The following is a 25,684-nucleotide window of genomic DNA, read 5'->3' as shown; positions in this document are numbered from 1 at the left end:
ATTACTCTCCATGACGGTGTTGAGAAAATTGATCTAACATCAGTTTTGCTAGTTTTATTCTGTCTTTACTCTCAGCTGCTGGCAAGACAAACTTTAATTTATTTGGTCCTTCCATTCGATAAACTTGTGGCTGAGTTTGTAACAAACTAATGATAAAACCGGGATCGACACTGTGATGCTCCGCAAATTCAACACTGCCGCCCTTAGCGTGGATATCTATTTTACTGGCGCCAATTCTGGCGGCTTGATGTTTTAGTAACGTCAAGTCCATTAAGTTTTTGGTTGAATCAGGTAATAAGCCAAAGCGGTCGATAAGCTCTACTTTCATTTCGTCTAATTTGGCTTCAGTTTTGCAGCTGGCTATACGTTTGTAGAGTGATAAACGCATATTGACATCTGGTACATAATCTTCTGGTAAAAGAGCCGGAATACGAAGCTCGATCTCACTGTGTTGCTTGTTGAGTTGTTCTAATGATGGCTCTTTACCTTGTTTTAACGATTCAACCGCAGATTCCAGTAATTCGGTGTATAACGTAAACCCAACTTTAGATATATGACCGCTTTGTTCTTCACCTAACAATTCACCAGCACCACGAATTTCTAAATCTTGAGTTGCGAGCATAAAACCAGCGCCTAGGTCTTCTAATGCATCAATCGCTTCTAAACGCTTTTTGGCATCTTTGGTCATTCGCTTAGGGTGAGGTGTCATCAAGTAAGCGTAAGCTTGATGGTGTGAGCGACCAACACGTCCACGTAATTGGTGTAATTGCGCTAAACCGAAGTGATCAGCACGTTCCATGATAATGGTGTTTGCACTGGGTACATCAATACCGGTTTCAATGATGGTGGTACACACCAAGACGTTGAATTTTTGGTGATAAAAATCGAACATTACGCGTTCAAGATCGCGTTCACGCATTTGACCATGAGCGACAACGACTCGAGATTCTGGTACTAACTCACGGATCATTTCTGCACACGTCTCAATTGTGGCTACGTCATTGTGTAAAAAGTACACCTGACCACCACGTAGAATTTCACGCAGTATGGCTTCTTTAATCGTTGCTTTATCGTATTCTCGTACAAAAGTTTTTACGGCTAAACGTTTGGCTGGTGGCGTGGCAATAATTGATAAATCACGCATGCCTGACATGGCCATATTCAAGGTACGAGGAATCGGTGTTGCCGTTAAAGTGAGAATATCGACATTGGCTCTAAGCGCTTTGATCTTTTCTTTTTGACGAACCCCAAAGCGGTGTTCTTCGTCAATGACTAAGAGTCCTAATTGCTCGAACTTGGCTTCGGCATTGAGGAGTTTGTGAGTCCCGATCACCACATCAACTTTACCCGCTTCTAAATCATCCAAGATTTGCTGTTGTTGCTTGGCTGTTTTAAAACGAGAAAGCACTTCAATGCGGAACGGCCAATCTGCAAAACGGTCTTTAAAGTTCTCGTAATGCTGTTGGGCGAGTAGGGTAGTCGGGACAAGTACCACGACTTGCTTGCCTGCATTCACCGCCACAAATACGGCTCGCATTGCGACTTCGGTTTTACCAAAACCAACATCACCACACACTAATCTATCCATTGATATTTTGGCGGTCATATCAGTAACGACGGCATCAATGGCATTTTGTTGATCTAAGGTTTCTTCAAATGGAAAGCCCTGAGAGAACTGAGCATATTCTTGTTGATCGAGATCGCAAGCTTCTCCGGTTCGGGCTTGTCGTCTGGCATATACATCCAGCAATTCAGCGGCGACATCACGAATTCGCTCAATGGCCTTTTTTTTGGCTTTAGCCCAAGTTTCATTGCCCAGTTTATTAAGTGGTGGTGTTGCTTCACCAGAACCTGAGTAGCGACTGATCAGATGCAACGAACTTACAGGTACATACAGTTTGTCACCAGAAGCATATTCAAGTTTTAAATATTCACTGTCCATACCACCGGTATTCAAGACTTCAAGGCCTTGATACAAACCAACGCCATGGTCGAGATGAACTACGGATTGACCTACTTTGAGCTCTGCAAGGTTTTTGATTAAAGCATCGCTGCTGATTTGTCGTTGCTTGTCTTGGCGACGTTGTTGGCTAATACGTTGCCCGAACAACTCAGTTTCGCAGATGATGTTCAGTATTTTGCCTTTGTGTTCAAAAGCCACGCCTTGAGTTAACGGGCTGACACAAACCGCAAAGTTGTTGGGCTGCCCAATGAATTCAGAGAGGTGCTCTAACTTGCTTGGCTTGATATCAATCAAGCTAAGAAGATCGATTAGAGCTTCTCGTCGTCCTTCAGATTCCACGATGAATAAGAAACATTGTTTAGTATTGGCTTCAATGAATTTTGCCAGTGCTGATAGTGGCTGTTTAAGCTTGTGGTTGGCGCTGATATCTGGCAACGACTTAGCATCAATCTGAGCAAACTTGCTTTGCTTTTCTGCAACTGAAACTTGATATCTTGGTTGTGCTTTAAAAGCAGAGAACAACTGGTCTTGTAATAGATATAAATCTTTTGGAGGAAGTAAAGGCCGTTGAGGGTCGATATTATGATTATCAAACCTTTGCTCAATTTCCGTTAAATACTTACTAGTAGAAGCTTCAATATCACCGACAGTGATCAGTTGTGTGTCATCCGGTAAGTAATCGAATAAGGTCGCGGTTTCGTTAAAAAACAAGGGTAAATAGTTTTCAATACCGGATGGAAACAACTTTTTGCTGACTTGTTGATAGACAGACTCTGCTGCGTTAGAAACTTTCTCGAAAGCTTGTCGATAATTTTGACGGAAAACTTCGATAGCCGCATCATCAGTTGGAAACTCTTTAGCGGGTAATAAACTAATCTTATCTATTGGGCTTTCTGAGCGCTGGGTTTCAGCATCGAAATATCGGATCGATTCAACCTCATCGTCAAACAATTCAATTCGCAATGGCTGTTTAGTTCCAGTAGGGAAGATATCGATGATTGAGCCACGAACAGCGAACTCACCATGTTCATAGACTTGATCTACTATGTGATAGCCAGAATCAATTAACTGCTTTTTGACTAAATCTAAATGATAGGTTGAGCCTTTTTCTAGCTCGAACACATGATTAGTAATAAATGACTTGGGTGGCAGCTTAACCATTAAGGTATTAACAGGAACAATCACTACACGCTGTTTGGCTTCTGCAAGTTGAGAAAGAGAGGTCAGTCGTTGTGAGATCAAATCTTGATGTGGCGAGAAATTGTCGTATGGCAGCGTTTCTCTATCTGGAAATAGGCAAACACCAATGTTTGATTGCTTAAATAAATAGTTGAGTTCAGCTTCTAGTGTGAGTGCCGTCGGAGTGTCTGCTGTTACCAATAATGTGGTGCTTTGGTGCTGATTCACAATATGTTGCAAGGTTAATGCTTGTGAAACACCACCTAAAGTAGACATGTACTGAACGAAAGACGGTTTGTTATTGACGGGAGGTGTAAAAACTGAAAAAACGGACATTAGAAACTAATCATCTGATAAAACGCAAAAATTACCTTATTGTATACTTATACTCGTGATACTTGAAGATGCAACTTTCAGGGCTTTTTCAGCGTTGCATTATTCGAGGCGTGAAAGTGAAGAACTAGCGGGCTAATTTAAGCTTTCACAACAAAGAAAAATCACCGCTGAAAAGCCCACGCAATGCGAGTTTAATTGCCATTTATACTGCGTTACTTACCCTTAAAATAGAGCAACTATTACTGCGGATAAGTGCCTTGTATAAATGGCAATTAATTCTCGCTGAAATCCTGCATCTTCAAGTATCACGAGTATAGATACGAAGAACATAAATGGTTAATGAATGAGATCAGTATCATTGGTTTAAGCTTGTAGGAGTTATCAATGTATGTGGCAAATTTCGATACAATAAATATAGCTTTACATTCTCAAGCAGCTAATTTCATTGAAGGGTTTGTTCCATCTGATATTGTGCCAGAGCGTTATATAGACTTTAGGTGGGCAAGTAAACTTTTCAGGGTGAACTGTTCGGTCATTGATAACAATGACAGGAGCATTTACAACAGAGTCTTTTATGGCACAGCTTGAGTTTTATGATAGTGACGTAGTAGGAGGGCGGCTAGCAAAATTTCAAATCGTACCAAAATCGGATTCAGAAGAAGTAAAAAAATCAGAAGAACTACTTACATTTAAAGTTGTTATTACTTATTTCTCTTGTATTAAAACAACAGGCGTTAAATCATATAGTAAGAAACAGATAGCGGACACGCTAACTCGTACTTTACAGGAGTACTTATTAGAAAGTACTGCTTATGAACTTACCAGTTAATTCAATCGCTACTGCCTGTTATTTCTTGCTTTCAATAACTTTTGCTGAACACTTAAACTTGCTTGAATCAACAGTTCAACATCTGCTTCTAAAATTTGACTGAATGCTAATTTAAGTAAGTAGCGATTTGGATGCTTAGGATGCGGATGGCAAGCTTTTACTTCACAAATGGCTAAGATGGCAATTAATTGATCTCTAATAAATAAAGATGTTTTGTATTGAGTGTTAACTTCGGCTTCAACATTAGAAATTACCTCAATCCCATCGCCACCAAATTTATAACCTGCAACTTGGCGGCCATCTTGATGTTCACTTTCAAGCACGTATTGCAGTATCAGGTCGATTTTTTTTGATTGTAACTTGAGGTAGTCAATGACAGCTTTGCTATCGCCATCTAACTTACGAAGCTGTAACAAGCATGATGACTCAATACCTTTAACTTCACTTAGCAGTTTTAGTCCAATTGATTGCAAACCTTCGAGATCATGCTCAGAGGGAATGTCTTTGTCTGCTGGCCATTCTTCAAGGTAAGCTTTAAATGAATGAGGCACCATAAAATAGGAATTTGAATCATCTAACATTATTTGCCTCTTTATTTATAATCTTATTCCACCTATTATCGTGCCTATCTTTATGATTTAGCAAGCACTTAAGATCGTATTTATGAATTTTGGAATTGCCTTTTTTATCGGTTATCGATATTGGCGCGTTAAAAAATCTAATAGCTTCGCTTCGTTTATTACCTTTTTTGCCGTATCAGGTATTTTTTTGGGAGTAGCAGCGTTAATTCTTGTCAGTTCAGTAATGAATGGCTTAGAAGGTAATTTAAAAAACAAATTGCTGGGGACAATTCCGCATGTAACGCTAAGCACAACTAAGCCAATGCAGGATTGGAAGCAAAAAGTTCAACAAGTGGAACAATTGAGTGGTGTAAATACGGCTATTCCAAGTGCCTCTATTCAAGGAATGCTCCAATCAAGTGCTGATCTAACCGCAGTGCAAATATTTGGTGTTTACCCTAGTGATGATAATCATATTCCAACCGTTAGCCATAACGTTTACCCCGGCGCGTTCTCTGATTTAGTATCAGGAAAATATCGCATTATTTTAGGGCAGGAACTGGCTCGAAAATTAAAAGTACGGATAGGGGACAAAATACGCTTGGTAAGCAGTAAAGGAGTGATTTATTCACCCATTGGCCCAGTACCTAGTCAACGTAAGTTTGTCGTGGCGAGTGTATTTGAAACTGGCTCCCAAGTTGATGCTAACGTAGCCTATATTCATTACAAAGATGCAAGAAGAATGATGCGACTTTCACCGTCTAAGGTCAGCGAACTTAGACTATTTATGAAAGATCCATTTAATGCCCCTGAGATTGAGTCTCAACTTGTGCCTATTTTTCCTGAACAAAAAATTCAAGTGACTGATTGGCGGCAGGTTTTCGGCAGTTTCTTTGGAGCTGTACGTATGGAAAATAATATGATGTCGCTGATGTTAAGCCTTATTGTATTGGTTGCTGCCTTTAATATTATTTCCGCATTGGTGATGATGGTGACGGATAAAACCACCGATGTGGCAGTACTTAAAACACTAGGGCTTTCCTCCTCAAATGTCATGGCTGTGTTTATGGTTCAAGGGACATTTAATGCTGTGATTGGCCTTTTGGGTGGTTTAATTGTTGGCGTTATATTGAGCCTTAATATTAATTCCATCTTAAATACGTTGGGATTATCGATTTTAGGGCCAGGAATGGCGCTCCCAGTTGAGCTTGAATGGCAACGCGTCATAACTATCGCAGTGGGTACACTAATTCTGAGTTTTGTGGCCACTATCTATCCCGCGCTACAAGCCTCCAAAATCGAGCCGGCCAATGCACTTCGCTATGAGTAACGAGAATACATACACCATGGAAAAAAAATTATTATTAAATGTTGAGAACCTTAGCAAGGTATTTGATGACGGAGAAGTCGAGACCCAAGTGCTGCATGAGGTTAATTTGAAAGTGTATTCTGGAGAGCAATTGGCCATAGTCGGTAGTTCTGGCTCTGGTAAAAGTACTTTATTGCATATTTTGGGTACATTAGATCAACCAACGGCAGGGCAAGTATTCTTTGATGGCGAAGATCTGTATCAAATGTCTAGCGGCAAACACAGTCGATTAAGAAATACTGACATTGGCTTTATCTATCAGTTTCATCATCTTTTACCTGAATTTACTGCGTTAGAAAATGTAGCAATGCCTGCGCTTATTCAAGGCAAAAACAAAAGTGCCGCTTTTGAAACCGCAAAAGAGTTATTAATAAAAGTTGGTTTATCGCATCGTTTAACTCATACGCCAGCTGAATTGTCTGGTGGCGAAAGGCAGCGTGTTGCCATCGCTAGAGCGTTAATTAATCAACCTAAGCTAGTATTGGCAGATGAGCCAACCGGAAACTTGGATTCAAATAGCAGTGAAGTGATTTATCAATTGATACAAGATCTTGCTAAGCAGCTAGGGACAGCATTTGTTGTGGTGACTCATGATCAAAACCTTGCCAACAGAATGGATAGACAAGTGACAATGGTAAATGGCCGATTAACAGAGCTAGATGGAAGTGTCGCATGAGTCGATTAGCGTTAACAATCGGTTGGCGTTTTTACCGTGCGCGCCAGTCTAATTCTTTCATTAGTTTTATTTCGTTTGCATCAACGGCGGGCATAGCTCTTGGTGTTGCGGTTCTTATTATTTTGCTGTCTGCGATGAATGGCTTTGAAAGAGAATTAGAAAATCGATTGCTGAGTGTGATCCCGCAAGCTGAGATAGGTGGTGTTGATCAGCCACTCCAGCATTGGCAGCCAATATTGCAACAAGCCAAACAGCTTGATGGTGTTGTTGATGCAGCTCCTTTTGTAAAAGTTCATGGTTTAGTTCAGAAGCAGGATGGATTTCAAGGATTAGAAGTTGTTGGCATTGATACTAAGCAAGAATCAAAAGTATCGGCAATTCCAAAATTTATGTCTGCTAAAGCGTGGTCGTCATTGGCAATGGGAAAGGGTAATCATATTGTTGTTGGCGAAAACTTGTTAACCAAGCTGAATTTGAAAATAGGGGATATTGTTTCTCTTTACGTGCTAGATCAAGCCACTGATAAAACGCATTTATCTTCTGCTAAAAGTCTACGGTTTACTATTTCAGGCTCGTATAAGTTAGGTGGCGATTTAGAAGCTATGACGGCCTATACTCCAATGGATTACTTACAGAAAGCCATTAATTATCAGCAAGGTGTTTCAGGTATTCGTTTAAAAGTTGAGGACGTATTTAGAGCCAATCGGATTTCACGTGAATTAGGCTTTATGCAAGAACAGCCGGTGTATATGACAGATTGGACTCGTTCTCAAGGTCATGTTTACAACGATATTCAACTCGTTCGAATGGTGATGTATTTGGTATTAACATTAGTCATTGCTGTTGCTTGTTTTAATGTGGTTTCGACATTGGTGATGTCTGTAAGGGATAAACAATCGGAAATTGCGATTCTACTCACCATGGGTTTTAAGAAATATCAAATGATGCAAGTATTCATGATTCAAGGCGTGCTTAATGGTCTACTTGGTTGTGCTTTGGGCGTTACAGTTGGCGTGCTGGTTGCGCTTAATCTGACTGAACTAGCGCTAATGCTGGAGAAACTATTTGGTTTTAAGATTCTTGCTGGTGATGTCTACTTTATTAATTTTTTGCCTTCACATTTACACTTGAAGGATGTCTGCTTATCGGTTTTTCTTGCTTTGCTTTTAAGTTTGGTTTCAACCATTTATCCGGCTTGGATGGCAAGTAAAGTTCATCCTGCAAGAGCATTAAGTATGGGTTAAATAGAATGGAATATAAAATCAGGGCTATCACTTCTAAAGACGACTTAATCGTTCAGTCGATCATTCACGCAGTGGGAGCTGAGTTTGGCGCTATTGGTGATGGTTTTGGCCCTTCAGATGATGAAGTATATGCAATGAGTAGTCATTATAAGACTGAAGATAAGAGTCAATATTTTGTGGCTGAACTGAACGGGAAAGTGATTGGTGGAAGTGGTATTGCTTCATTTCATCATAGTAATGAAACTTGCGAGCTAAAAAAGCTTTTTATTCTGCCTGATGCCAGAGGATTGGGTGTTGGTAAAGGGCTAACGGAAGCGTGCCTGAATTTTGCCAAAGAGCAAGGTTTTCGAGAGTGCTATCTTGATTCATTATCTAATATGGAGTCAGCCATAGCTTTATATAAAAAAATGGGGTTTGTTCAGCTTGAACAACCCCATATTGATTCAACTCACAATGGTTGTGATATTTGGATGTTAAAGCAGCTGTAAAGCTGCTTTTCATTTAAGCTTTTCGTTTCTTCCAACGTTTTTTAATCGAGCTAAACCATAATTGTTTAATGGTAAAATAGCCTACGATTGAAAACGTCACGCCAATAACAAAACACCCTAATAAGAATGGCGGGCCTATCGTAGCAAGTGAGCTTTCTAACCAATGCCAAGTAAGCTCAAATGTAAAATCATGAGTCGGAGTATTTAAAATTTTTGTGCCAAGCCAATAAGCTGCATAGAAAAAAATCGGCATTGTTATTGGGTTGGTGATCCACACCAAAGCGACCGAAACCGGAATATTGACGTTAAATAGTATGGCTAAACCTGCCGCCAAAACCATTTGAAATGGGATAGGAACCCATGCGCAAAATAAACCAACAGCAAAAGCACCTGGTGCTGACTTTCGATTTAATAACCATAAATTAGGTTTATTGAGTAAGTTGCCAAATATCTTTAGATGCTTATGCTCTCTAATGGTATTCGGGTCTGGCATATATTTTTTTATAAATTTCTTTGGCATAGACTGAAATACTAGTTAACTTATAGCTATGAATCGGTTTATGTCTGGCTTTTGTGCCACGTCATTATCAGCGATTTTCTGGCCATCACTACTGCCGTTGGAGTTTCTGATCCCAGGAGTGGTAATTGCTCTAATTTTACTTTATCTGCGCAACTATATTTTGCTTGGAGCCATTTGTGCTGTCTTATGGTTATCAGGTTTCACCGAGCTATTGCTCGATTATCAATATGATTCCAAAAGCAAGAACATTAACGCAAAGGCGGAAATCATATCACTAGTTTCACAAAACAGCGACTTTCTTTCTGCAGATATTAGGATAATTAAATCAAGTTTAATTTCATATCCATATCAATACCTTCGAATTTATTGGCGTACAGAACAAGACATTAAAGTTGGTGATAAATACCTATTTAGCCTAAGACCCAAAAGTGTCACTAGTGTGTCAAATGAAGGCAGCTTTAACCAGCAAAAAAACTTATTAAGCAAACATATCATTGGTAAGGCTAATGTGGTTGAAGCAAAACAATTAAGTAGTAGTCATAGTTTGCGAGCTAATTTGATTGAGGAATTAATACAACACACCAAACGGTTATCTAATCGGGATTTATTATTAGCATTGTTGATGGGAGAACGGCAAGCTTTCACAGAGCAACGATGGCAAGCATTACGCTCAAGCGGAACAGGTCATTTAGTGGCAATCTCAGGTTTGCACTTATCAGTGATCAGTGTCTGGTGCTTTTTGCTGACGATTACGATTTTGAGTTGGTTAACGCCATCGCAAGGGTTACGTAATCTGAAAATAGCGATTGTATTGACCTGTGCTAGTGCTTTGTTTTATGCCTATCTAGCAGGATTCGCAATTGCGACCCAACGCGCATTGATTATGTTACTAACAGTTATGGGTTTGACTCTCTGGAAGAGAATCTCATCGCCTTGGGAGCGATTATTGATCGCTTTGTTTGTGGTGATATTGATAGATCCCCTTGCGATATTAAGTGCGGGTTTATGGCTATCGTTTGGAGCGCTATCCATTATCTTATTGTGTATTAGCCGAGTAATAAACGATGAGCAATTGAATGGAGTAGAAGGGCTAGTCTCAAAATTTAAGATATTCATAATGATCCAGCTCGGACTTTCATTTGGTCTTGGATTGCTAGGTAGTTTGTTTTTTGGTGGTTTAAGTTTTCATAGTGTTTGGGTTAATTTACTCGCCGTACCTTGGTTCAGCTTGGTCGTGATTCCATTAGCTTTTATTGGTTTTTTAGTTTGGTGGATAGGGCAACCATTAGGTTTTCAATTTGATTTTGGTCTGCAATTAACGAATTGGCTGCTCGAACCATTTTCAATATTGGTTAATCAGGTTGTACATTTGCCTTTAAGTTGGATTCATATTCAACCCTCATGGGTGATAGCAACTGCTTATGTATTTTTAGGCATTACTCTGGCTTTACTCATAAATCAAAAGAAAAAGTATTGGATAACAGTGGTTTTGTTTTTGCCTCTGATAATACAAGTTTTGAGCTCAAACAGGACAAATGAAACTGAGTGGAAAATGCATGTTCTTGATGTAGGGCAGGGCTTGGCAATCGTACTTGAAAAACAGGGCAAAGCACTTCTTTATGATACTGGTGCAAGGTATGGGCAAGATTTTAGTTATGCTAAAACTGTGGTTATACCATTTTTAGAATCTAAGGGGTTAACCGACGTAGATTATATCGTTGTAAGTCACGGGGATAATGATCATGCTGGTGGACTTGGAGCTATTAAGCGGCAATTTACTGATGCTAAATTGATAGGCAATATTGATAATAGTGATTTACCTTGTGATATAGGGACAATTACTTGGCAAAGGCTTTCACTCGAATTTTTATGGCCTCTAAAACCTGAAAAGGGAAATAATGGTTCCTGTGTTATCAGGGTGAGTGATAAACACAACAGTTTGTTGTTGGCTGGTGATATTGAAAAAGAAGCTGAATATTCATTAGTGAATCTGAATAAGCATTTGCAGTCAGATGTATTAGTTGTGCCTCATCATGGAAGTCGAACATCATCGACACCAGAGTTTATAAAAAGCGTTAACCCTAAATTGGCAATTTTTACTGCGGGATATCAAAACCGATATGGTTTTCCAAAGCCTGATGTGGTTTCTCGCTATACAAATATTGGTGCAGAGAAATTACAAACAGGTATTGATGGTCAAATTAGTGTTGTATTTTCTGCAAGTGCTATAAAAACACACACTTATCGCCGCTCAATTGCGCCATATTGGTATAATCAACTGTTTAACTTTGGCGAACTTAGGTAAAATACCGCAATTTTTAAAATTGATGAAAATACTAAATCTGAGCCTAATCAGCCGCTTTTTAGTATACTTTGACGCAATTATGTCATGTCAGCGATAGACGCTATTAGGATTATTGAATGACAACATCTTCTGAATATTCTGTTGGAGCCGTTTTTAAACGTCTGCTTACTTATCTTGCTCCAATGAAAGCCATGTTTATTATGGCGGTATTAGCTCTTATTACCTATGGCATTGTCGATGCCAGCTTTATTTACTTCATTAAACCTTTTATTGATGAGGGCTTCTCACAACCAGCAGCCGTGAGCAGCGTTGCGGGTGATATTTTACCTAGTTCTCAAGGTTTCAATAGCGACAACGATATGCTGATGGTGGCTCCTTTATTTGTTATCGGCATGTTTACTTTGAGAGGTATAGCAAACTTTGTGTCGACATATTGTGTCTCTTATATGAGTGCGCAATTGATTATGAAGATGCGACAACAAGTTTTTGATCATTACTTGGTATTGCCTGTCAGTTATATTGACCGTGAAAATACGGGTAATCTAATTTCTCGCGTTACCTTTGACACTGAACAAATTGCAAGAGCATCAGGAAGTGCGCTCATCACGATTGTCCGAGATAGCGTTACGATTCTAGGTATGCTGACCTTGATGTTCTATTACTCATGGCAGTTATCTTTATGTATCTTAATCATTGGTCCTTTAATTGGATTAGTAGTATCTGTCGTTAGTAAACGATTCCGTAAGGTATCTAAACAAATTCAAACGGCCATGGGTGGTGTAACGGCGGCAACAGAACAAATGCTAAAAGGGCATAAAAACGTTCTGGCTTTCGGCGGACAGGATACAGAAAAAGAGCGCTTTAATAAGATCAACAATTCCAATAGGCAGCAAAACATGAAGCTGGCAGTGGCGCAAGCCATTAGTCAACCAGTGATCATGATCATAGGTTCTTTTGCTTTGGCTTTTGTGTTGTTTGCAGCCAGCTTCGATGTGTTAAAAGCAGATTTAACCGCAGGTACTTTTGCAGCAGTGATCGGAGCCATGCTTTCTATGCTGCAACCCATTAAAAACTTGTCACGTGTTAATGCAGAATTTCAACGCGGCATTGCCGCTTGTAGTACCGTTTTTGACTTGTTAGATACTGCGCCAGAAAAAGATGAGGGCACATACACTGTCGAACGTGCTAAAGGTGATATCCAGCTTAATCACGTTAACTTCCGCTACCCTGAACAAAAAAACCTAGCGTTATCCGATGTGAACTTTTCTGTAGCTTCAGGTAAAACCTTAGCATTGGTTGGTCGTTCAGGTTCTGGTAAATCAACAATTGCCAGTTTAATGACACGATTTTATGGTGGGCTAGAGCAAGGGGAAATTACTCTGGATGGTGTTAATGTTGAAGATTACACGCTCAAATCATTGCGAAACCAAATTGCGTTAGTATCTCAGCAAGTTACATTATTTAATGACACTATTGCTAATAACATCGCTTATGCGTATCCGGGAGAGGTAACTCGGGAACAAATAATAAAAGCGGCTGAATTGGCTTATGCGATGGAATTTATTGAAAAATTACCTGCTGGATTAGAGACAGTAGTTGGTGATAACGGAGTGTTATTATCTGGTGGTCAGAGACAGCGTATCGCTATTGCTCGTGCAATGTTGCGTGATGCACCAGTATTGATTCTAGATGAAGCGACATCTGCTTTGGATACTGAATCAGAAAAGGCTATCCAAAAAGGTTTAGAGAATTTGCGCCAAAATCGTACCTCTATTGTCATTGCCCACCGCCTATCCACAATTGAAAATGCCGATGAAATTTTGGTTGTTGAAAGTGGTGAGGTAATTGAAAGAGGTGACCATCAATCATTGCTGGAAAAAGACGGTCATTATGCCAAATTGTACTCGATGCAATTTAGTAGCTAATTAGGGAAAGTTTGTGCATTCACTCGTTAATAAAATTTGGTATCGCAACCACTGGCTAAAATGGTTTTTACTTCCATTGAGTGGATTATTCTGGTTGCTATCATCGATTCGAAAAGGTTTGTTCGCCATTGGTTTTATAAAGCAGTGCAAGTTCCCTGTTCCAGTAGTTATTGTTGGAAATATTACGGCAGGTGGAAGCGGCAAAACCCCGATGGTGATTCATCTTATCGAACTGTTACGAGCTAATGGTTATAAACCCGGAGTAATTAGTCGTGGATATGGCGCTGAGTTCGAAGGGGAGCGTACCGTTACGTCTGAACATACTCCAGAGCAGGTAGGTGATGAACCTGCGATGATAAAAGCGCGTACTCAAGTGCCTATGGTGGTAGGTTCTAAGCGGGTTAAGGCTGCTCAAAAACTCATTGATGAACATGATATTGATATCATTATCAGCGACGATGGTTTACAGCATTATGCATTAGAACGTGATATCGAAATTGCTATTATTGATGGTGAACGTCGTTTAGGGAATGGTTGTTTGCTCCCTGCTGGGCCATTACGAGAATTAAGTAGTCGTTTACAATCTGTTGATTTTACGGTTATCAATGGTGGAAGCAATCAACAAGATGAATTTTCAATGTTGCTTGAGCCGAGTTCACCAGTTTCCTTAATTGGTGATAACAAAACGTTTGATATTACTCAATCGACAGTGGCAATGGCTGGGATTGGTAATCCTCAACGATTTTTCGATACCCTGAAAGCTCAAGGATATAACATTGAACGTCAAATCGAATTTGCTGATCATCATACTTTTTCAGCAGATGAATTAGAAAAGTTAAGTGACAAATATCCTTTGATTATGACTGAAAAAGACGCCATAAAGTGCTTCCATTTTTCGCAAAACAACTGGTGGTATCTTCCCGTTACTGCTCGTTTAGAAACTGAATTTGATAAAAAATTGCTGGATAAACTTCAGCACGTTACCGCTTAAGGACACAACTATGTCACTTGATAAAAAACTATTGGAAATTGTAGCTTGCCCAGTATGTAAGGGTAAGTTGGATTATGACAAAGAAGCTCAAAAGCTAATTTGTAAAGCGGATAAATTAGCCTATCCCATTACAGAGGGTATTCCTGTTTTACTAGCAGATCGTGCTGAACATTGGCAAGAGCAATAATATTTAACCTCAGCTCTGTATAACAAAATCAATAACATTATGTATTTACAATACAAATATTAAACTTTTATCTACAGTGCTGCTAATTTTATGTAATTCAAGGCAGAACCGTTCGTAATAGCCAGCCTATTACGGGCTGTTCTAACACAGAAATACGCATAAGTAGCTGTACTGCAGAGGTTGGCTTATGCAGAGCTCAGGTTATTTACATATATGATTCTAAGGTTGAGGTGTATCTGCTAATCAAGGTTGCTATAAGAAAGTTAATTATTCTTCATTCTCAACTCGTGTTCCAAGATATTTGATATAACTACTCAAGGATTAAAAAATCCGCTAACAAACTGTTCTTTATATGGATAGTACTGGGTAAGGGGGCTTTATGTCTGGGGCTAACGGTTCAAATCATTGGGATCCACACTACAGCAGTCATCACTTGTATTCTGCTGGATATGGAGATAGAAACAGGGGAGGGAGTTCACAAACTGGTGCTTCAACTCCTGTAGATTTTAGAGGTCAAAATTGGAGTGTAAGCGAACCAGAAGGGCAGGACCATTTGAATCCAAGTTTACCGCATAATTCTGGAGCGGCTACTCCAGCGGCTCCGCCTAATTCACTACTAAGCCAATTCGACGTTTCTAGCTCCCCTAATAAGCAAGCTGCGACAAGTGTTCCAAGCCTAACTACGCAAATGCAAAATACTTCAGTGTCAGCAGGGAAGCAATCAGATGGTGATAACCCTTTTCTCCGACCTTATAATTACCATCACCCACAATTTTCAGAATGTTATTCCGGACAACCTTACCGGCCGAATCCAAATCCTTATGCTCATCGCTCTGATATGCCCCCTCAAGCTAACCAACATTCACCTTTACCAGTTGTTATTCGTATTCCGGTTTTAATACAGCCAGTTTTAATGCAACAAGGTGGTGGTGTTAATGGAGTTGTTACATCAGTTAAAGTGATTGGCGATGGCCATACACGAATGTGCCGAGAGAAAGAAGTTATAGACACTTGGGTGCAAAACCCTCAAACATACATAGAAGCTGGACAAACTAACCATGTCAACTTTGTGATTGGGCGAGCAAACCCTGTTACACCATTTGATTATGCGCACGCGTGCTGTCTGAAGAGCAAAAAACCAGGTGTAACAGTTAATTTTAATTACACATTAACGTTTTTAGGCGTTATGTCTCAAGCACCACAGCGTTTTAATGTTCGAACCTCTGACACTATAGAGCAAATTAAAAACATGCCTGCTAAGCTACTACTCGCAAATACTAGAGACGCACTATCAAGAATAATAAGGGATCTTAATAATTCAAAATACCTAGGTAGTTATCAACTGCTTTTAGCTCAAAAGCCGTTAATCAGAGATGAAAACGGCTCTATAACAAATGCCCTCGGTTGTTACTTTTTTGCTTGTATTGAACCATCTACTGCGACACTAACTACAACTCTAAACATCCCTGAGCGATATAAGAGTGCATTTGATGCATTTGCTCATCTTTGTTATTTGTTCTGCTTGTGTAGTATTGGCCACACAGAGAAAAGCTTTTTGCAAAATACTTCTTTATATCATATGGCATTACAAATATCTAAGGCGTATGAAGTTGACAGTGCAGAAGCAAAGGAATGTATGACTACATGGAAGGCCACTCTAGCTGAAAATGTTACAAATGACGAAAGCAAGCAAAGACCTTACCTCAAGCTGAAAGGCGCACATCTTATTTCAGAGTTAGGAAACATTTTGGGTGAACCATTTGCAGTTGCTGAACTTCTAAGCGTATTGTGTACGGATTTAGGTAATACACATATAAAGCAACAACAACTAGCTCAAGCAGAATTACAAACTCAATACCCAATAGCGATCGCAAAAACAAAAGTAAATAGAGGTTTATTAACATATGCAAAAAATGATATTCCAGAACTTGAACTTTTGCTGAAACTTGCACCAAGTACCGATTATATTTATTTATTTGATATTCTTGATTTTATTCAGTTGCTGCAACTAAATGAAGAGGCAGTAAGCAAGTTACCAATATCATTTACAGGTACAGAAGAATCATCGTATAAGGAACTTGTACGAGACAGGAATGAGTTTGCAAAAGCGAAACGACTGAGAACTCAAACATTTACAAGTGATCCTGAGTTTTCAAAATATGATCTTAGCAAGACTCTATTAGAGCATACTGAGCATATAAATAAATTGCAAAAACTTGGAATTACACCGCAATTATTAAGAGAGTACCTAAAACGTGCTGAAGATAACCATCCTACAAAGAGAATTCTAAGAAATGAGACAACAGTCGGTGCCATGTGGTTAGACTTTGAATTAGCCTACAAACCAAAGTCAAAGGGTTGCACAAGTGTATATGAAAGAGCTTTAGTTGATACTCTACACATCAAGCCAATTCAAACTAAAGACCGCCAAGACCAATGGGAATTTACCCTTACTCGTGATGGTAAAAGTCGTAGGTTTAGAGCTATTGGAATCGGGATGTTAGGCCCAAGTTATTACCAGCATATGGAAAGCTCGGCAAATAGGCAGAATTTAAGTTATTTTCAAAAAGCTGCACAGGGAACGTGTGATATCTGTCGTGATGCTTATAACGGTAGGTTTAGGTTAAATTATGATTTAACAGATCAGTATAGAAAGCATGAAAAAATTCCTTCTCAGCCTTGGTATCACTGTGATACAACGGGTGATGATTGTTGCTACGCGTGCGCTAAAAAACATGCACCAAAACAAGATCCAATTAAAACCTCAGATGGAGGGACAATGGTATAACCAAACTCAAATTTGAGTAAGGCTATACCATGTAAAAAGATTAAAGCTTGGCTTTAGACATATCACCAGCTTGAATTAATGTGAAGTTTTCAAGCTTGATGTGCTTTTTAAAGGTAGAGTTAGGTTCTGATTGGATTTTTAATTGCCATTGTTATTTCGAGTGTGGCAGATTGGCCTGTTGCTTGGTCTGTATTTTCGATAGTGATTTCTTTTGGAATGTGTATGCTCATTGGTGTGGGGTTTGGTTATTACCCAGCAAAAAGGGCGGCTGAGCTAGATCCAATAGTAGCATTACAAAGAGATTGATAAGTTAATTACAATAAAAAAGCCTGCGTAAAGCAGGCTTATAAATATATGAAATAGAACCTTATCTATCGCCCAACTTCACAAAGTCACGCGCTTTTTCACCAGTGTATAGCTGGCGAGGACGACTGATCTTGTGACCAGGCATGTCTAGCATTTCTTTCCAGTGAGCAATCCAACCGACAGTACGCGCTAGTGCGAACATTACGGTGAACATGCTAGTCGGAATACCGATAGCCTTCATGATAATACCTGAGTAGAAGTCTACGTTCGGATATAGCTTCTTAGATACAAAGTATTCATCTTCAAGAGCAATACGTTCAAGTTCCATAGCTACATCTAATAGTGGATCTTGAATGTTAAGTTCTTTAAGAACTTCATGACAGGTTTCGCGCATTACTTTTGCGCGAGGGTCGAAGTTCTTATAAACACGGTGACCGAAGCCCATTAAGCGGAATGGGTCATTCTTATCTTTGGCTTTTGCAATGAACTCTGGGATACGATCTACTGAGCCAATTTCTTCAAGCATGTTCAAGCAAGCTTCATTAGCACCACCATGTGCAGGGCCCCAAAGTGAAGCAATACCTGCTGCGATACATGCAAACGGGTTAGCGCCTGAAGAACCAGCTAAACGAACTGTAGAAGTAGATGCGTTTTGCTCGTGATCAGCGTGTAGGATGAAGATACGATCCATAGCACGCTCGATTACAGGGTTTACTGTGTACTCTTCACAAGGAACAGCAAACATCATGCTTAAGAAGTTACCCGCATAGCTAAGGTCATTTTTTGGGTAAACAAAAGGTTGACCCATAGAGTACTTGTAGCACATTGCGGCCAATGTAGGCATTTTGGAAACTAAGCGATACGCTGCAATTTCACGATGTCTTTCATTGTTTACATCAAGAGAGTCTTGATAGAAAGCTGCAAGAGCACCAGTCACACCGCAAAGCATTGCCATTGGGTGTGCATCACGACGGAAACCTTTGAAGAAGGTTGCCAGTTGCTCATTAACCATAGTGTGTTTAGTTACGGTTTCAACAAAGTTATCGTGCTGTGCTTTATTTGGTAATTCGCCATTTAGCAATAAGTAACAAACATCTAAGTAGTTTGAGTCTACAGCTAATTGATCGATTGGGTAGCCGCGATGAAGCAAAATGCCTTGCGCACCGTCAATGTATGTTATTGCTGATTCACACGACGCTGTAGCAAGAAAGCCTGGGTCAAATGTAAAGTAGCCTTTACTGCCCAACTTGCTGATATCGATTACATCGAAACCTTCAGTTCCTTGTTTGATTGGCAAATCGATCGAATCGTTTTCCGGTAAGTTTAATGTGGCTTTTAATTCAGCCATACCGCGTTCTCCTTACTTCAATCTTCACATGAGAGTGGTATGTATATTCATATTAGTGCATAAAGATGCAATGTCGAATATATAAAAGGTGCAATACTTTAACCGCATTTAGTGGGAGGTTGCAATTCAAATGGATGTTTTATTCAAATTTGTTAATTTTTGTTACAGTGATCTGACTCACAATGCTCGTAAGTTATACAGGTGGACACTAATTTTCGGAAAATTGATATTTTACGTTATGTGATGTTTGTATTTGACTTTTCCCGCGAGTATACTCTTTTTGGCTTTTGGAAGAGTTTCAAAAGTAAAAATAATAAGATTGATCTCTATTTGTAAAATTAGTGGCTTCAAAGAGCAAATACTTTCAATAACGTTTTTTGCCAGAGTATCGGTTGTTAAAAAAAAGATCGGAATTTTGGCAAGCATCGTATAATTAAATAAAACTCAATGAGGCTGAGTGAGCAGAACGTGAAAAAGCAAAGACCTGTCCATCTAGATCTACAACAAATCCGCTTTCCTGCAACAGCGATTGCGTCCATTCTTCACCGTATTTCCGGTGTGATTATGATTTTTGCCACAGGCATCTTGCTGTGGATGTTACATTCTTCATTAGCATCAGCAGAAAGTTTCGCCGAATTGCAAAAATTATTTGCCAACCCTTTAGCTAAGTTCGTTGTTTGGGGCATATTGACAGCCTTGGCTTACCACTTGATTGGTGGCGTACGTCACTTGATCATGGATACTGGGCGTTGGGAAGAATTGAACTCAGGTGCAACATCAGCAAAAGTTTCTTTTGCGTTAACGATTGTTGTTTCTATCGTAGCGGGGATTTGGGTATGGTAACCAATGCAGCAAGTTTTGGACGCAGCGGTGTTCATGACTTCATTTTTATTCGTGCAAGCGGAATCATCCTAGCTTGTTACACACTCTTTTTAGTTGGCTTTTTTGCCTGCAATGCGCCGATGACTTACGAGGCGTGGTCTGGTTTATACAGTACCATAGGAATGAAAGTATTTACTTTGATTGCCTTAATTGCATTACTAATCCATGCTTGGATTGGTACTTGGCAGGTTCTGACTGACTATATTAAGTGCACAAAACTTCGTGGCTTATTGCAGTTTATTTTTGTCATCACCGCTTTTACTTATCTAGCGGTTGGCACAATTACAGTGTGGGGTGTGTAAGTGAATATTCCAGTTCGCGAATTTGATGCCGTAGTAATCGGTGCTGGCGGTGCAGGTATGCGCGCCGCATTGCAAATCTCTAAAGAAGGTAAAAGCTGCGCGCTTTTATCTAAAGTATTCCCAACTCGTTCTCATACTGTATCTGCTCAAGGCGGTATTACAGTTGCGCTAGGTAATGCGCACGAAGATAACTGGGAATATCACATGTATGACACTGTTAAAGGTTCTGATTTCATCGGTGACCAAGATGCAATTGAATACATGTGTCAAACAGGCCCAGAAGCGATTATTGAGCTTGAGCACATGGGTCTGCCTTTCTCACGTTTTGAGGATGGTAAAATTTATCAGCGTCCATTCGGTGGTCAGTCTAAGAACTTCGGTGGCGAGCAAGCAGCACGTACTGCTGCGGCAGCTGACCGTACTGGTCATGCATTGCTTCACTGTTTGTACCAACAAAACGTTAAGAACAAGACTGAGGTTTTCTCTGAGTGGTATGCACTGGATCTTGTTAAAAACGAAGACGGCGCAATAGTAGGTTGTACTGCACTAGAAATCGAAACCGGTGAAGTGGTTTACTTTAAGTCTAAAGCAACCGTTTTAGCTACTGGTGGTGCAGGTCGTATCTTCGCATCGACGACTAACGCTCACATCAATACTGGTGACGGTGTTGGTATGGCAGCTCGTGCTGGTATTCAATTACAAGACATGGAAATGTGGCAGTTCCACCCAACGGGTATTGCTGGTGCAGGTGTACTTGTAACTGAAGGTTGTCGTGGTGAAGGTGGTTACCTTCTAAATAAAGACGGTGAGCGCTTCATGGAGCGTTATGCACCGAACGCAAAAGACCTTGCATCTCGTGACGTTGTAGCTCGTTCTATGATGACAGAGATCCGTGAAGGTCGTGGTGTTGATAGCCCGCATGGTCCGCACATCTATTTGAAGCTTGATCACTTAGGTAAAGAAACGCTTGAAGAGCGTCTACCGGGTGTTTGCGAATTGTCTCGTACTTTTGCTCACACAGATCCTGCGGATGGTCCAATTCCTGTAATCCCAACTTGTCACTATATGATGGGTGGCTTACCAGCTAAAGTTTCTGGTCAAGTTATTCACCAAAATGAAGATGGCACAGAGCAAGATATTCCTGGTTTATTTGCAGTAGGTGAAATTGCATGTGTATCTGTACATGGTGCAAACCGCTTAGGTGGTAACTCACTACTTGACCTTGTAGTATTTGGTCGTGCGGCTGGTCAGCACTTAGGTAAAGCGTTAGATGAAACGCCAGATCCTAAAGCAGCAACTGAAGCGCAAATCGATGCGAGTCTAGCTCGTCTAAACCGTTGGGAAAGCAACAAAGACGGTGAAGACCCTGTACAAATTAAGAAAGATCTACAGCAATGCATGCAGCTAAACTTCTCGGTATTCCGTAGCGGTGACTCAATGGCTGAAGGTCTAGAAGAGCTTAAAGCGATTCGTAAGCGCCTAGAAAACGCTAAACTATCTGATAACTCTAAAGAGTTTAACACTCAGCGTATTGAGTGCTTAGAATTAGATAACTTAATGGCAACGGCACTGGCTACTGCGTATGCAGCTAACTTCCGTACCGAAAGCCGTGGTGCGCATTCACGTGAAGATTTCCTAGAGCGTGATGATGAAAACTGGCTATGTCACTCGATCTTCGATCCGAATACTGAAGCCATGAATAAGCGTGATGTGAACATGGAGCCTAAGTTCCGTGAAGCATTCCCGCCTAAAAAGCGTACCTACTAAGGAGTTGCCAAGATGAAATTGAATTTTTCAGTTTATCGTTATAATCCTGATGTAGACACTAAGCCTTACATGAAGGATTACACGCTAGAAGTGAAAGAAGGCTCCGATATGATGGTATTGGATGCACTAATCCTTCTTAAAGAACAAGACTCAACACTTGCATTCCGTCGTTCGTGTCGTGAAGGTGTATGTGGTTCTGACGGTATCAATATGAATGGTAAAAACGGCCTAGCGTGTATTACGCCTGTTTCTACCTTCAAAGGTAAGAAAATTGAAATCCGCCCTCTACCAGGTATGCCTGTCGTTCGTGACTTGATTGTAGACCTAACTCAATTCTACAAACAGTACGAAAAAATCAAGCCATATTTGATTAACGATGAAAGAACACCTGCTCGTGAACACCTTCAGTCTCTTGAAGATCGTGCTCATTTAGATGGTTTATACGAATGTATTATGTGTGCTTGTTGTTCTACAGCGTGTCCGTCATTCTGGTGGAACCCAGACAAGTTCGTAGGTCCAAGTGGTCTTCTACATGCTTATCGTTTCCTTATTGATAGTCGCGATACAGCAACAGAAGAGCGTCTTGCAGAACTTGATGATGCTTACAGCGTTTTCCGTTGTCACGGTATCATGAACTGTGTTGATGTTTGCCCTAAGGGATTGAACCCAACAAAAGCAATTGGTCATATTAAGTCAATGCTATTGAAGCGAGCTGTTTAGATGGACCAATGCCACTTGTTAAAAACGGTGTGATATTAAAAAGCTGCCTCTTATAAAAGAGGTGGCTTTTTCTATCTGTGAAAAATTCTTTTAGAAAAGCAAAATTGTACATTAAGGAAATGCGCTTTCCCTGATACAGTCTATGCTACTAATTGAGGTTAAGTTTGAAAGGAATGGAAATGCACCAAGGCACGATGAAAGCCTGGCTCGAATCCTCTCACTTGTATGGCTCCAATGCCACCTACATTGAGGAGATGTACGAGGCCTACCAAGAAGATCCACAGTCAGTTTCAGAAGATTGGAAAACTGTCTTTGATAACCTTCCTTCCGTTAATGGTGAAGCATTCGGTACCCCAGAAGTTGCACACTCTAAAGTTCGAGATTACTTTCGTAGTTTGGCACTTGAAAGTCGTGGCGGCACGTCAGCAAGAGCCGCTGATCCTGAGCTTGATGCAAAACAAGTTAAAGTTCTCCAACTTATCAATGCTCACCGTTTCCGTGGACACCAAAATGCTAACTTAGATCCATTGGAATTATGGAAGCGTGAAGCTGTTGCTGAATTAAACCCTGCATATCATGGGTTAACGGCCGAAGACATGAGCAGTGAGTTTAATACTGGTTCATTTGCCTTCGGTGGTGAAACCATGAAGCTCTCTGAGTTGGTTAATGCACTTAAAACAACGTATTGTGGCTCTATCGGTGCTGAGTACATGCACATTACCGATACAGATGAAAAGCGTTGGATCCAACAGCGCATTGAGCCATCTTTAGGTAAAGGTAATTATGGGAAAGACGTTCAGACTCGTATTCTTGAAGGTCTAAACGCCGCAGAAGGTATGGAAAAATACCTTGGCGCTAAATTCCCAGGTGCAAAACGTTTCTCACTGGAAGGTGGTGATTCGTTAGTTCCTATGTTACGTGAAATTATTTACCGTGCTGGTGAGTCTTCCACTAAAGAAGTCGTTATCGGTATGGCTCACCGTGGTCGTTTAAACGTTTTGGTTAACGTTTTAGGTAAGCGTCCGGGTGAATTATTTGACGAGTTTGCAGGTAAGCACGCTGAAAGCGGCGGCTCTGGTGACGTTAAATATCACCAAGGTTTCTCTTCTGATTTTGAAACTCCAGCTGGTTTAGTTCACTTAGCGCTTGCGTTTAACCCGTCTCACCTTGAAATTGTAAACCCAGTGGTTATGGGATCTGTACGTGCTCGCCAAGACCGTCGTGGTTGTGAAGATGGTAGCCAAGTATTGCCTATTACTATTCACGGTGACTCCGCAATTGCAGGGCAGGGTGTTGTTCAAGAAACCTTTAACATGTCTCAAACACATGGGTTCAAGGTTGGTGGCAGCATTCGTGTTGTTGTGAATAACCAAGTTGGTTTTACAACCTCAAAGCAAGAAGATACCCGTTCTACTGAGTATTGTACTGACATCGCTAAGATGGTTCAGGCGCCAATCTTCCACGTGAATGCCGATGATCCAGAAGCCGTAGCTTTTGTGGCTCAGCTTGCTGTTGATTACCGTAATGAATTTAAACGTGATGTTGTGATTGATTTGGTTTGTTACCGCCGTCATGGTCACAATGAAGCTGATGAGCCAAGTGCAACTCAGCCGTTGATGTATGCGAAAATCAAAAAGCACCCAACACCACGTAAGATCTACGCTGACAAGCTTATTGCAGATAGCGTAATCGCTTCAGATGAAGCTGTTTCCATGGTAAACAACTACCGTGATGTCCTTGATGCTGGTGAGTGCGTGGTAAAAGAATGGCGTCAAATGGAAAAGTATGCCGTTGATTGGAGTCCATACCTAAATCGCATGTGGGAAGAAGATTACGCTTCTACCATTGATGCTGACAAGTTAAAACAACTTGCCGATCGTGTTGCGCTGATTCCTGAAGGTCATGTTGTTCAATCTCGTGTTGCGAAGATCTACAAAGATCGTGTTGCAATGGCGAACGGTGAAAAACTGCTTGATTGGGGTATGGCTGAAAACTTAGCTTATGCCACCATTCTTGATGACCAAAAACGTATTCGTATTACTGGTCAAGATTCAGGTCGTGGTACTTTCTTCCACCGTCATGCTGTTTTGCATGAGCAAAAGACGGCTAGTACTTTCATGCCCCTTCGCAATTTAGAAGGTGAGCAGGGACCAATTGATATAACTGACTCAGTACTGTCTGAAGCATCAGTTCTAGCTTTTGAATACGGTTATGCAACAGCTGAGCCAAGCGGTTTGACCATTTGGGAAGCTCAATTTGGTGATTTCGCTAACTGTGCTCAGGTTGTGATTGACCAGTTCCTATCTTCTGGTGAGCAGAAGTGGGGACGTTTGTGTGGTCTAACGATGCTTCTTCCTCATGGTTATGAAGGGCAGGGACCAGAGCACTCAAGTGCACGTCTAGAACGTTTCTTACAGCTTTGTGCTAACCATAATATGCAAGTGTGTGTTCCATCAACACCTGCACAGGTTTATCACATGCTACGCCGTCAAGTTGTACGTCCAATGCGTCGTCCACTTGTGGTTATGTCTCCTAAGTCTCTACTTCGTCACCCACTTGCTGTTTCATCAATGGATGAACTGGCGAATGGCACTTTCCAAAATGTGATTGGTGAGATTGATGAGCTAGACGCTAAGAAAGTAGACCGTGTTGTACTTTGTAGTGGTAAGGTTTACTACGACTTAGTAGATAAGCGTCGTAAAGAAAATATTGAGAACGTGGCGATTGTTCGTATTGAGCAACTGTACCCATTCCCTCATGAGGAAATGGCAAAAGCGCTTGCGGATTATCAGCACGTTACCGATTTTGTTTGGTGTCAGGAAGAGCCTCAAAACCAAGGTGCTTGGTACTGTAGCCAACATCATTTCAGAACCGCAATCCCTGCAGGTGCTGATTTGACTTATGCCGGTCGTGAAGCGTCCGCTGCTCCTGCATGCGGTTATGCTGACTTACATATGCGTCAACAAGAAGCATTAATCAAAGACGCATTAAAACTTTAG

20 protein-coding genes are annotated in these 25,684 nt (G+C 40.6%); 16 read left to right on the top strand and 4 right to left on the bottom strand.

The features are described from left to right. Position 1: 1 nt before the first annotated feature. Positions 2–3,478: a transcription-repair coupling factor gene (gene mfd / locus AC1EU0_RS15685; RefSeq protein WP_480303506.1), complete on the bottom strand. Its 3,477-nt coding sequence runs from the start codon at positions 3,476–3,478 to the stop codon at positions 2–4. Between the two features lie 544 nt (positions 3,479–4,022). Here mfd and AC1EU0_RS15680 point away from each other — a divergent pair. Then, positions 4,023–4,307: a hypothetical protein gene (locus AC1EU0_RS15680; protein ID WP_480303505.1), complete on the top strand. Its 285-nt coding sequence runs from the start codon at positions 4,023–4,025 to the stop codon at positions 4,305–4,307. A gap of 8 nt (positions 4,308–4,315) precedes the next feature. Here AC1EU0_RS15680 and AC1EU0_RS15675 read toward each other — a convergent pair whose 3' ends face one another. Next, entirely contained in the window at positions 4,316–4,888 is a 573-nt protein-coding gene (locus AC1EU0_RS15675; protein WP_480303504.1) for a hypothetical protein, read from the bottom strand. 82 nt (positions 4,889–4,970) lie between these two features. Between AC1EU0_RS15675 and AC1EU0_RS15670 the strand changes: the two genes are divergently transcribed. From AC1EU0_RS15670 to AC1EU0_RS15655, 4 genes are read left to right on the top strand one after another with little or no spacing between them, the layout of a single operon-like run. Next, positions 4,971–6,197 (top strand): lipoprotein-releasing ABC transporter permease subunit, encoded by a 1,227-nt coding sequence (locus AC1EU0_RS15670; RefSeq protein ID WP_480303503.1) that lies wholly within the window; start codon positions 4,971–4,973, stop codon positions 6,195–6,197. A 16-nt stretch (positions 6,198–6,213) separates the two neighbouring features. Further along, the gene (gene lolD / locus AC1EU0_RS15665) at positions 6,214–6,912 is read left to right on the top strand and encodes a lipoprotein-releasing ABC transporter ATP-binding protein LolD (protein WP_480303502.1); all 699 of its coding nucleotides are present in this window, start codon (positions 6,214–6,216) and stop codon (positions 6,910–6,912) included. Continuing rightward, on the top strand, positions 6,909–8,156 hold the full coding sequence (gene lolE / locus AC1EU0_RS15660; protein WP_480303501.1) for a lipoprotein-releasing ABC transporter permease subunit LolE: 1,248 nt from the start codon (positions 6,909–6,911) through the stop codon (positions 8,154–8,156). The genes lolD and lolE overlap by 4 nt, the downstream gene beginning before the upstream one ends. Before the next feature lie 5 nt (positions 8,157–8,161). Continuing rightward, positions 8,162–8,644, top strand: a complete 483-nt coding sequence (locus AC1EU0_RS15655; protein WP_480303500.1) for a GNAT family N-acetyltransferase — start codon at positions 8,162–8,164, stop codon at positions 8,642–8,644. A gap of 13 nt (positions 8,645–8,657) precedes the next feature. On the opposite strand, the gene AC1EU0_RS15650 is transcribed toward AC1EU0_RS15655, so the two are convergent. After that, the gene (locus tag AC1EU0_RS15650; RefSeq protein ID WP_480303499.1) at positions 8,658–9,164 is read right to left on the bottom strand and encodes a DUF2062 domain-containing protein; all 507 of its coding nucleotides are present in this window, start codon (positions 9,162–9,164) and stop codon (positions 8,658–8,660) included. Positions 9,165–9,204: 40 nt separating this feature from the next. Here AC1EU0_RS15650 and AC1EU0_RS15645 point away from each other — a divergent pair, with 40 nt between their 5' ends. The 6 genes from AC1EU0_RS15645 (at position 9,205) to AC1EU0_RS15620 (ending at position 17,666) form a co-directional block, all read left to right on the top strand. Further along, positions 9,205–11,469 (top strand): DNA internalization-related competence protein ComEC/Rec2, encoded by a 2,265-nt coding sequence (locus tag AC1EU0_RS15645; RefSeq protein WP_480303498.1) that lies wholly within the window; start codon positions 9,205–9,207, stop codon positions 11,467–11,469. A gap of 116 nt (positions 11,470–11,585) precedes the next feature. Further along, entirely contained in the window at positions 11,586–13,394 is a 1,809-nt protein-coding gene (gene msbA / locus AC1EU0_RS15640; protein ID WP_480303497.1) for a lipid A export permease/ATP-binding protein MsbA, read from the top strand. Between the two features lie 13 nt (positions 13,395–13,407). Next, positions 13,408–14,385, top strand: a complete 978-nt coding sequence (gene lpxK / locus AC1EU0_RS15635; protein ID WP_480303496.1) for a tetraacyldisaccharide 4'-kinase — start codon at positions 13,408–13,410, stop codon at positions 14,383–14,385. A 10-nt stretch (positions 14,386–14,395) separates the two neighbouring features. After that, positions 14,396–14,572 carry a Trm112 family protein gene (locus AC1EU0_RS15630; RefSeq protein WP_480303495.1) on the top strand — a complete coding sequence of 59 codons (177 nt, stop codon included), beginning with the start codon at positions 14,396–14,398 and terminating at the stop codon, positions 14,570–14,572. Positions 14,573–14,951: 379 nt separating this feature from the next. Then, a complete protein-coding gene (locus tag AC1EU0_RS15625) occupies positions 14,952–17,360 on the top strand; it encodes a hypothetical protein (RefSeq protein WP_480303494.1) in 2,409 nt (802 codons plus the stop codon). A 162-nt stretch (positions 17,361–17,522) separates the two neighbouring features. Beyond that, the gene (locus AC1EU0_RS15620; RefSeq protein WP_480303493.1) at positions 17,523–17,666 is read left to right on the top strand and encodes an ABC transporter permease; all 144 of its coding nucleotides are present in this window, start codon (positions 17,523–17,525) and stop codon (positions 17,664–17,666) included. Positions 17,667–17,727: 61 nt separating this feature from the next. On the opposite strand, the gene AC1EU0_RS15615 is transcribed toward AC1EU0_RS15620, so the two are convergent. Further along, positions 17,728–19,014, bottom strand: coding sequence for a citrate synthase (locus AC1EU0_RS15615; protein ID WP_480303492.1), 1,287 nt, complete (start codon positions 19,012–19,014; stop codon positions 17,728–17,730). A gap of 447 nt (positions 19,015–19,461) precedes the next feature. On the opposite strand from AC1EU0_RS15615, the gene sdhC reads away from it, so the two are divergent. The 5 genes from sdhC (at position 19,462) to sucA (ending at position 25,684) form a co-directional block, all read left to right on the top strand. Further along, the gene (sdhC, locus tag AC1EU0_RS15610; protein ID WP_480303491.1) at positions 19,462–19,857 is read left to right on the top strand and encodes a succinate dehydrogenase, cytochrome b556 subunit; all 396 of its coding nucleotides are present in this window, start codon (positions 19,462–19,464) and stop codon (positions 19,855–19,857) included. Beyond that, the gene (gene sdhD, locus AC1EU0_RS15605) at positions 19,851–20,198 is read left to right on the top strand and encodes a succinate dehydrogenase, hydrophobic membrane anchor protein (protein ID WP_121838972.1); all 348 of its coding nucleotides are present in this window, start codon (positions 19,851–19,853) and stop codon (positions 20,196–20,198) included. The genes sdhC and sdhD overlap by 7 nt, the downstream gene beginning before the upstream one ends. Continuing rightward, positions 20,199–21,965 (top strand): succinate dehydrogenase flavoprotein subunit, encoded by a 1,767-nt coding sequence (sdhA, locus tag AC1EU0_RS15600; RefSeq protein ID WP_480303490.1) that lies wholly within the window; start codon positions 20,199–20,201, stop codon positions 21,963–21,965. Positions 21,966–21,977: 12 nt separating this feature from the next. Further along, the gene (locus AC1EU0_RS15595; protein ID WP_480303489.1) at positions 21,978–22,685 is read left to right on the top strand and encodes a succinate dehydrogenase iron-sulfur subunit; all 708 of its coding nucleotides are present in this window, start codon (positions 21,978–21,980) and stop codon (positions 22,683–22,685) included. 179 nt (positions 22,686–22,864) lie between these two features. After that, the gene (sucA, locus tag AC1EU0_RS15590) at positions 22,865–25,684 is read left to right on the top strand and encodes a 2-oxoglutarate dehydrogenase E1 component (RefSeq protein WP_480303488.1); all 2,820 of its coding nucleotides are present in this window, start codon (positions 22,865–22,867) and stop codon (positions 25,682–25,684) included.

This window comes from Parashewanella sp. 2210YD4-3 (assembly GCF_056591735.1).
Note: the sequence above shows the minus strand (reverse complement) of the source record. Positions and strands in the feature narration are given on the sequence as shown.